Source organism: Eggerthella sp. (genome assembly GCF_048329335.1).
GTDB classification, from domain to species: Bacteria; Actinomycetota; Coriobacteriia; order Coriobacteriales; family Eggerthellaceae; genus Eggerthella; species Eggerthella lenta.
Genome location: NZ_DBFEGU010000320.1, coordinates 1 through 9,155, shown reverse-complemented (window position 1 = coordinate 9,155; position 9,155 = coordinate 1). Strand labels below are relative to the sequence as shown.

6 protein-coding genes and 1 tRNA gene are annotated in these 9,155 nt (G+C 64.2%); 2 read left to right on the top strand and 5 right to left on the bottom strand.

Features of this window, described 5'->3' with window-relative positions:
* Positions 1-173 precede the first annotated feature (173 nt).
* Entirely contained in the window at positions 174-1,712 is a 1,539-nt protein-coding gene (locus tag ACMO6A_RS10115; protein WP_114518179.1) for an FAD-dependent oxidoreductase, read from the top strand.
* A gap of 251 nt (positions 1,713-1,963) precedes the next feature.
* Here ACMO6A_RS10115 and ACMO6A_RS10110 read toward each other — a convergent pair whose 3' ends face one another.
* Both ACMO6A_RS10110 and ACMO6A_RS10105 read right to left on the bottom strand, forming a co-directional pair.
* Positions 1,964-3,397: a helix-turn-helix transcriptional regulator gene (locus tag ACMO6A_RS10110; RefSeq protein ID WP_015759799.1), complete on the bottom strand. Its 1,434-nt coding sequence runs from the start codon at positions 3,395-3,397 to the stop codon at positions 1,964-1,966.
* Positions 3,398-3,714: 317 nt separating this feature from the next.
* Complete coding sequence (locus tag ACMO6A_RS10105; protein WP_240132852.1) at positions 3,715-4,548, bottom strand: 5-formyltetrahydrofolate cyclo-ligase; 834 nt, start codon at positions 4,546-4,548, stop codon at positions 3,715-3,717.
* Positions 4,549-4,867: 319 nt separating this feature from the next.
* Here ACMO6A_RS10105 and ACMO6A_RS10100 point away from each other — a divergent pair, with 319 nt between their 5' ends.
* Positions 4,868-5,344, top strand: coding sequence for an RrF2 family transcriptional regulator (locus tag ACMO6A_RS10100; RefSeq protein ID WP_009608991.1), 477 nt, complete (start codon positions 4,868-4,870; stop codon positions 5,342-5,344).
* 53 nt (positions 5,345-5,397) lie between these two features.
* Here the strand turns inward: ACMO6A_RS10100 and ACMO6A_RS10095 are convergent, their stop codons facing one another.
* From ACMO6A_RS10095 to ACMO6A_RS10085, 3 genes are all read right to left on the bottom strand, one after another.
* On the bottom strand, positions 5,398-6,714 hold the full coding sequence (locus ACMO6A_RS10095) for an Nramp family divalent metal transporter (RefSeq protein WP_009305646.1): 1,317 nt from the start codon (positions 6,712-6,714) through the stop codon (positions 5,398-5,400).
* 4 nt (positions 6,715-6,718) lie between these two features.
* Positions 6,719-8,098, bottom strand: coding sequence for a magnesium transporter MgtE N-terminal domain-containing protein (locus ACMO6A_RS10090; protein WP_114516727.1), 1,380 nt, complete (start codon positions 8,096-8,098; stop codon positions 6,719-6,721).
* Positions 8,099-8,333: 235 nt separating this feature from the next.
* Positions 8,334-8,410, bottom strand: a tRNA-Arg gene (locus ACMO6A_RS10085).
* Positions 8,411-9,155 lie beyond the last annotated feature (745 nt).

The window sequence follows — 9,155 nt, the reverse complement described above, 5'->3', positions numbered from 1 at the left end:
GTTTCACGTGAAACATCCGTACCGTTCAACGCATATTCCCAGTTCAAACGCCCATAGCTCGTTTCGTGCGATTGGAAGTTACATCCTTTCGTGCGATGGTGCGCTCCTTCCTCCGTCGTATAGTGCGCAGCGTTCGAGGCGGCTCGGCCGCCTGTCTACGAGAGGAGAGAGCAATGGGGAGCACGTTCACCAGAAGGCAGTTCGTCATGGGGGCTATGGTGCTGGGCGGGTCGCTCGCGCTGACCGGATGCAGCCCGAAGCCCGAGTCCAAGAAACAGGACGGCGCGTCGGGCGCAACCGAGTCCGTGCAAGCCGATATCATCGTCATCGGTTCGGGTCTGGCCGGCTCGGCCTGTTCGATCTCCGCGGCGCAGAACGGCGCGAGCGTGCTGCTGGTCGACAAGGCGCCGTTTCTCACGTCCACCTTCCTCACCTCGAAGGGTAACGTGTCCATCGCCCAGGTTCCAGAGAATAAGGACGAGTGGTGCTTCGAACCCGAGACGCCCGACACCATGGACCAGTTCGTCAGCCGTTACCGCAACCTCACCGAGATCGGCAAGGTGGACGCGCCGTATCCCGACTATAGCCGCATGCAGCGCATGATGGAGGAAAGCTGCGCCACCATCGCGTGGGTGGAGCAGCTGGGCATCACGTTCGAGAAGTCGTTTACCAAGGAGATGGTGGGCACCGACACGGTGAAGCCCGACGTCAGCGCCGACCCCGCGACGGAAGCGGGCGTCCAGCTGGCGAACGCGTTCGCGGCCGAATTCGAGCGCTTGGGCGTGCGGACGATGCTGTCCACCGAGGCGAAAGAGCTGATCATGGACGGTGACGCCGTGGTGGGCGTGAAGGTCGAGGGGCCTGACGGCGTCCAAGAGCTGCGTGCGAAGGCCGTGGTGCTGGCCACCGGCGGTTTCGGCGGCAGCGCGGAGTACTGCGACCAGCTGGTGCCCGCCATCAACGAGATGGGCTTCCAGTACCTGGGCAACGCTATGAACACGGGCGACGGCATGACCATGGCCTCCGCCATTGGCGCCGCGCTGTACGAGGATCCGTGGGTCATCCCGAACGTCATCATGCCCACGCGCACGCTGACGAAGGCCGACGCGGGCTTCAAGAAGCTGTGCGACACCGGCATGGAAGGTGCTGCCACGTCGTCGAAGATGCTGGTGGACTCCACGGGCGCGCGCTTCGTGAACGAGGCGGCTCCGGTGACGGCGCTGGCCACGTCCATGACCGACAACCAGGCGGGGCCGTACTACGTGCTGTTCGACAGCTCGAACGCCGAGGTGGTCGCAGTCATCGAGAAGGGCCTGTCCACGGGCGACGTGCTGAAGGGCGTTTCGATCGAGGAGCTGGCCGACGCGGCCGGCGCGCCCCAGCTTGCGGCGACGTTCGAGGCGTACCAGCAGGCGGCAGCTGCGGGTGCGGACGAGGCGTTCGGCAAGAAGGCCGACATGCTGGCGGCGTACGGCGACGGCCCGTTCTACCTGGTGAAGTTCGTGCCGTCCTATGTGGCCACGATGGGCGGCGTGAAAACCGACGCATCGTGCCAAGCGCTCGGCGAAAACGGCAGCGTCATCCCCGGCCTGTTCGCGGTTGGCGAGGCCACGCACCGCTTCATGTACAACCGCAGCTTTGTGCGCCACTGCTCCAACTCCAGCGCCCTCACCATGGGTCGTCTGACGGGAGCGGCGCTGGCCACGGCGTAACGACCCGATCTTCCCTCGCGCGCAGGCCGGACCCCCTCCCCGGCCTGCGCTTGCGTTTGCCCGCCGTCAAGCATGCGTCGAAAATCCCCGCTCTATCGTCCCATAGGACGATAGAGATCCGCACGCGCTTGTCGCGGCACCGAGCGCGACGAATGTTTCACGTGAAACATTCGTTCGATTACGGATTCGTTGCGGGCTTTGCCCTCGCGACGGCGTCACCCCCTCCCCGATGGGGTTGCCAACGAAAAGGGCTAACTCTTCTTGGCGGCGCTCGTCTCCTCTATGAGGTCGAGCAATTCCTGGCGCGAGTGCACGTCCATCTTCGCGTAAGCGTGGCGCAGGTGGGTTTTCACCGTGTGCTCCGACAGCGTGAAACGCTCGGCGATGGCCCGGGCGCTGCGTCCCGCCGCAAACTCCTCGATCACTTCGAACTCGCGGTTCGTCAGCTCGTAGGTGCCCTTCATCTGCACGAGCGCATCGCCTGCCGACAGGTGCGCCAGCGGGACGGCCGCCGCTTCCTCGGGGGCGCTCGCATCGCCGACCGCATCCCGCTTCGACGCATAGCGAAGGTAGCTGCAGAACATGAGCGCCAGCGTGGCCACCAGCAGCCACACCGAGCCGACGAGCGCGAGCTGCGGATCGACGCCGGTTTGCTCCAACAGCGTCTGCGCCGCGAAGCGCCCCAGCGCCACCGACAGCCTCGCGACGCCCAAGGCCAAGCCCAGCAGGAAGAACGCCGGCAGCTTCCGCTCGTTCGCCTCGCTGATGAACATGAGCCACAGCAGCACGTAGAACGAGATGAGGAACGCGGTCATCAGCGATCCGGCCACGTGCCCGTCGGCGACGTTGAGGCTGCGGTACAGCAAGATGGTGACCAGGCACAACGCGGTGATGGGCGTGATGTAGTCGATGTTCGCCTTGCGCGGCTTCGCCACCAGCAGCACGGCCAGCATGGCCACGGCCGCGATGATCCCGAACAGGCCGGTGAGGTCGGTCTGCGCGTACTGCAGGTTGTTGTGGATGTCGAGCTCTATCACGAACCCGCAGATCAGCGAGAACGCGAACGTCCCTGCGACCGCGCGCTTCGTGCGCGAAAGCGCCTCGGCCATGGAGGTTGCGGGTGCGACGGATTCCTTCATCTGCTGGGCGACGAACGCGTTGTTGCGCAGGCACCACAGCAGCGCGGCGGTGGACAGGACGAACGACGCCAGCAGCATGATGCTGCGCCCGCCTGGGAACAGCGAACTGGTCAGCGGCGGAAGCAGCGTATCAATGAGGTACGCGACGGCGATCAGGGGAAGCGAGAGCCGCGGCCGGTAGCTGGTGAACACTTCCATCCAGCAGAGGATGGACAGCGACCAGCCCATGCCCGCCGTCACCTGCATGGCGATAAGCGCGATATCGTTTGTGTTGCCCGACGCAACGAGCACGGCGTAGATCGAGCTGACGACGACGGCCGCGACGAACAGCGGCTTCGCCCGGTCGATGCGCCCGAGGTAGGAGAGGACGGCGACGACGAGGAACGTGAGCCCGTCGGCCGCGAGGCCTACCAGGGCGTAGGGGCTGGGGCTGTAGGGCCCCGTGTTGAGGTCGAGCAGCCGCGCGCCCTGCAGCAGGCCGAACCCGAGCGTGGCCACCGCCGCGAGGGCGAGGATTCGCGTTTTGTCAGATGCGTGCGCGTTCATCGTTTCCCCTTTGCTTGCGAAACAGTCGCGCCCCACTATAACGCACCCGCGCCCGCCGCGCTCTGCGAAGCCGAGCAGAACCGCACAGATGTTTCACGTGAAACACTCGCTGCTCGCACCGCCGCGATCATGCGACCCTGTCGGACATTGAAGCGAACGAATGTTTCACGTGAAACATTCGGGCTGCGGAAGAAGCGCGCCAGGCGTTTTCGTGCCCACTGCAAATTGCGCTTCCTTGATCGAGCGCTTCCGCGTCGATCTGCGCGCTGCGGCGCCTGCGCCCAGTTTCGCCGTGCGAGGTTAGGGCGATGGGCGCGCTACCCGCTCACTACGCGGGGCAGGGCGATGTCGTGGGGCTCGCAGGGGACGGTTTTCACGCGCTGCTCGTCGAAGGCGATGCCGACCACGGCGGCATCGGCGCGCAAGCGGGGGAGCAGCTGGTCGTAGTTGCCGCCGCCGTAGCCCAGGCGCCGTCCGGCATCGTCGAAGGCGACCAGCGGCACCACCACGGCGTCGAGCTCCTCGGGATCGACGGCCTGGAACCCGTCGCGCTCCAGCGCTTCGCAGGCAAGGCAGCGCAGGGGCGCGCCAAGGAACCCCGCTGCGGCCGCGTCCAGCTGCTCGCGCGCCACGCGGTAGAATCGCATCTGGGGCGACCCGCTCGTGCCGCCGGTTTCGCCCGCTGCCCGCCGTCCGCTCGCCTCGCCTGCAGCCCGCGACCCGCTCGGCATTCGCGGCACGTCTCCCGCCCGCGGCTCGCTCGGCACCGGCGACCCGCCTGCTTCGTCCGCGCCCGCGCGACCCGCCGCCCGCGACCCGCCCGCTGCAGGCTCCTCGCGCACCATGCAGGGGAAGCACACGTCCCAACCGTGCGCGTACGCCGCCTCGACGAACGGCCGCGTGTCCACCTCACTGCGCATCGACGCGAACACGGCCACAGTGGGAACCGCGCTCCCGCCCGTCGCATCCGCGCGCGACGTCCCCTCGGCCGAAACCTGCGCCGTCCCCGCACCTTCCGCGCCCGCCAGCGCTTCCGCCAGCACCTGCTCCAACCGCGCGCATATCGCCGCGCTCTTGCGCGCACGCACCTCTTCCGGCAGCGCATCGCGACGTGCCAGCACGCGCGAGCGCAGTTGTTTTTTCGTCTCCATAGACCGCAGTATAGCATCGACGTAACGGCGCCGTTGCACGATAATGGCGGAGGTGTGGGGAGTTAGCGCAAACGTAACCGTTTCCATTCGATTTGACCTGCAAACCCATCATTGACCTTGCTATAATCGTTTTGCATTGGGTACACTCGGACCACCTTAGATAGCTCTCCCTCGCAGTCGCAAGGGGTGCACCACCTCAAACGACGCTGCGTATGCGTCGTTTGTTGTTTTCTAAGGAGAAATTGACTACCAAGCATATATAAGTAGGTCGCTCACCAGGCATCATGCATGCCGGGCGACATAGAGTAAGGAGACAGCAGTGCAACTCAAGGCATCCACCGATTACGGTATGCGCGCCATCTTGTACTTGGCTGCGCAAGGTACCACCTGCTCCTCGAAAGATATCGCGGAGGACATGTCCATTCCGCGCGACTACCTCATCCAGCTGGCGCAGCTGTTGCGCAACGCAGGCATCATCGAGGCCCGTCCGGGCAAGCACGGCGGCTATCGCCTGGCGAAGGATCCGGCCGACACGAACGTGCTGGAGATCATGGAAGCGCTCGACGACGATGCGAAGCAGTCCACGCGCGCGAAGCGCGATGCGCGCAAGGGCGGCGCGATGGTGCAGGAGATCAAGCAGGTCTACGATCTCATCGAAGAGAGCATGGACGCCTATCTGTCCAGCTTGACGGTGCAGATGCTGCTCGACTGCGCCCGCAACGGCGACAACAGCCGCACGTTTTTGGCCGAACGACTGCAGGAAGAAAGCCGCCGCCTGCTCGACGCCGTCAAGTAGCGTCGACGCAGCCCGGCGGCTGCGCTCTTTTCGCCGCGCCGCCGCCGAGGCGTCTAGATGCCCAGCACCTGCATCACCAGCAGCACGGCGGTGAGCACGGTGACGATGCCCACGGTGACCCAGATCAGCACGCGCGACACGATGCGCGAACGGTACGCGCCCATAACCCGCTTGTCCGCGGCGATGATGGCCATGAACACCAGCAGCACCGGCAGCACCAGGCCGTTCACGAACTGGGCGGTCAGCATCACGCCCATGAGGTCGATGTTCGGCACCAGCACCACCACGGCCGAGAACGCGATCACGAACGTGAAGATGCTCTTGAACAGCGGCGCCTCTTTCCACTTGAACGAAACGCCCGCCTCCCAGCCGAAGGCCTCGCAGATGACGAACGCCGTGGTCAACGGCAGCACGCAGGCCGCCAAGAACGACGCGGCGATCAGTCCGATGGCGAACAGCGCTTCGGCGTAGTGCCCGGCGAACGGTGCCAGCGCGCGCGCCGCGTCGGCGGCCGATTCGATCTCGATCCCCTGCGGGAACAGCACCGATCCCGTGGTCACGATGATGAACCAGGCCACGAGGCACGCGGCGATGGTGCCGGCGATCACGTCCACCTTCTGCGAGAACAGATCCTTCACCGACACGCCCTTTTCCACCACGTTGCTCTGGTTGAAGAACATCATCCACGGCGCGATGGTGGTGCCGATCATCGCGATGACCAGCGACACGAAGCTCTGGTCGTTCACGATGCGCGGCACGACGGTGCTGGTCAGAGCCTCTTCCCAGTTCGGTTCGGCCATGAACGCCGCCACGATGTAGGTGACGAACACCAGCGACAGGATGAGGAACACCTTCTCCACGCGCTTGTAGCTGCCGCCCACCACCAGAAGCCACACGGCCACGGCGGCCACGGGCACAGCCAGGTACTTCGACACGCCGAACATCTCCATGCCGCTGGCGATGCCGGCGAACTCGGAGAACGTGGTGGCCACGTTGCCGATGAGCAGCGCCAGCATGGCCAGCGCGGTCAGGCGGATGCCGAAGCGCTCGCGGATGAGCGCGGCGAAGCCCTTGCCGGTGACGGCGCCCATGCGCGCGGCCGTCATCTCCACCACGATCAGCAGCACGCACATGATGGGGATGACCCACAGCGTGGCGAAGCCGAACTTCGCGCCCACGGTGGAGTAGGTGGAGATGCCGCCCGCGTCGTTGCCGGCCATGGCCGTGACGATGCCAGGACCCAGCGCTGCCAGCAGCAGCCAGATCTTTTTGGGCTGCTTCTTCTCGGGAGCTTCGACGAGCTCGGTCGACTCGATCGCGTCGACGGCGACGTCGCGCACTTCGAGCTTCTCGTTCTTCTTCATCATCATGGCGCTACCTCCCGGCGTAGCCGATGATCTGCAGCAGCACCAGCGTGTACAGCGCCAGGAACAGGATGGACGCCACGAGGCCGCCCAGCACCTTGAGCAGGGTAGCCTTCGTCTTGTCGCCGCTCACGTCCTCTTCGATGGCGTCCCACGCGTCGTCGACCGTGACGATGCCCAGCAGCACGCCGTGCTCGTCCACCACGGGCATGGCGGGCAGCTCGTACTTGAAGATGTCGGCCGCCACGTCCTCCTCGGTCTCGTCCGGCGTCGCGGAGATCACGTCGTCGAACATCACGTCGCGCACGGGCCGCGCGTCGTCGGTGAGCACGAGGGTGCGCAAGCTCAGCACGCCCACGAACTCGTCGTAGTCGTTCAGCACGTACACGTAATGCACGGTGGGGTGGTCGTCGTCCAGCTCGCGCAGCACCTCGATGGTCTCGCCCACGGTGTTGTCGGCCTTCACGGCCACGAACTGCGTGGTCATCATGCCGCCGGCCGTGCCGTCCTTGTAGCCCAGCAGGCGGCGGATCTCGGTGGCGTCCTCCACGCCCATGAGGCGCAGCAGCGTCTCGGCCTTCTCGTACGACAGGTCGCGCACGATGTCGGCCGCGTCGTCCGGGTCCATGTCGCCCAAGAGGCCGGCGGCGCGGGCGTCGTCGAGGTCTTCGATGAAGTCGGCCTGGTACTCGTCGTCCATCTCGGAGATGGCCTCGGTGGCCTGCGCATCGTCCAGATGCTGGAACACGTTGGCGCGCTGCTGGGGGTCCAGTTGCTCCAGGATGTCGGCCACGTCGGCGGGGTGCAGCTCGTCCAGGCGCTTGTGCGTGACGGACAGCTGCACTTCGGACAGGTCGCGATCGAGCAGGTCCATGTAGTTCCAGGCGATGATCTGCTCGTCGATCTTCTTGCCGAACACCTTCGCCACGGCCACCACGGCGCGCTCCAGCCAGGAGGCCAGCCCGCGCAGGATGCCGCGCACGCCCACTTCGGCGCCCAGCAGGCGCAGCTGCGAGCCCGAAACGGACAGCTTGAGGTCGTTGACGCGCACCACTTTCAGGCCTTGCGTATCCACGATCTGACGGTTCAGCAGGTCGCGCGCCAGCAGAACTTCGTCAGGTTGCAGATAGCTGAAGCGGATGTCGTGCGCCTCGGCGTTGAGGGTGATTCCGTCCTCGTCGAACGTGTCGACGTACTTGCGCCACGAGATCATGAACGGAACCTTGCCGGGCCCCTGGAAGGCCAGGCTGGTGATGCGCGGGAACACTTCGCCGGTGGAGATGGCGAGGTCGGAGATGGTGCCGATCTTCTCGCCCTGGGTGTCCACGACGGGTTTCCCCATCATTTGAGAGAGGTAGAGCATGGTGGTATCCCTTACTGTCATGCCCATGGCCGTACACCTCATGATACCGTGTGCAAAGACGCGCGCGTCGCGCGCAATGCAAAATGTGTGTTAAGCCATGAGCCGCCGCAGTCGTTCCTTCGACTGCCGACGTAAGGGAAGACGAAGGAAGAACTACTTACTGTGAGGCTTCGATTTTCGAACCTTCAAGTACGTTCCTTTCCCTGACCAATAAAAAATCCGCACGTGCTGCTGCCAGTCGTTGCGGAATTAGAAGCTGAAATGGTGCGCCGTGAGGGATTCGAACCCCCGACGTACTGATTCGTAGTCAGTCCCTCTATCCAGCTGAGGTAACGGCGCACGTCGAAACAGCAAAAGTTATTATGCCGGTATTGCCCCATGCTGTCAACGACTTTTTCAGACTTTTTGGGAATAGTGCGCGAAATAGGTGTTTGAACTGCATAAATGGTTAGTTTGTCGAACGAACGCCGCATGTTCGTCGTGCACCGTATAAGGAGCTCGGCGCGCTTTCTGCGGAATCGGCCAGTCTTGAATTCTTCCGGGAACCGTAGGCGAAGCTGTTCCGCGACCAGCTGACTTGTCGGATCGCAGGCAGCGTCGTTTTTCGCAGCGGTTCTGCAAGTTTTTCGACTTCGTGGCAAGTTCGGATCGTTGCGATCAGGGGTTTCTTCCGCCTTAAGGAAAAGCCTGCGGAAAGCTTTCGAGCCTCTGGGTCAAAAGGCCTGGTGGGACGATCGGCCGCGAAAGTCATTCTGCCACAAAGTCGAAAAACTTGCAGAACCGCTGCGATTTGCTGCACAGCCTCTATCGGCAGGTCGTCTCTCCGTGTTCAACGGCATTCAGCCTCGTCGATGTTTCACGTGAAACATTCGCCCGCATTGCGGGGCGATTACAAGCGGGCATGCCCGGCCTCTTCGTGCGTGCGCGTGGCTAGGATGAGGCAGAACGCGTCTTGAATCCAACGAAGAAAGCGAGGCTGTTATGACGAAGACTGCGAAATGGTCGATGATCGGCGTGCTTGCCGCTCTGGTGCTGGCGCTGTTCGCCGTTGCCGGCTGCTCAAGCGACAACGCGGGCAACAACG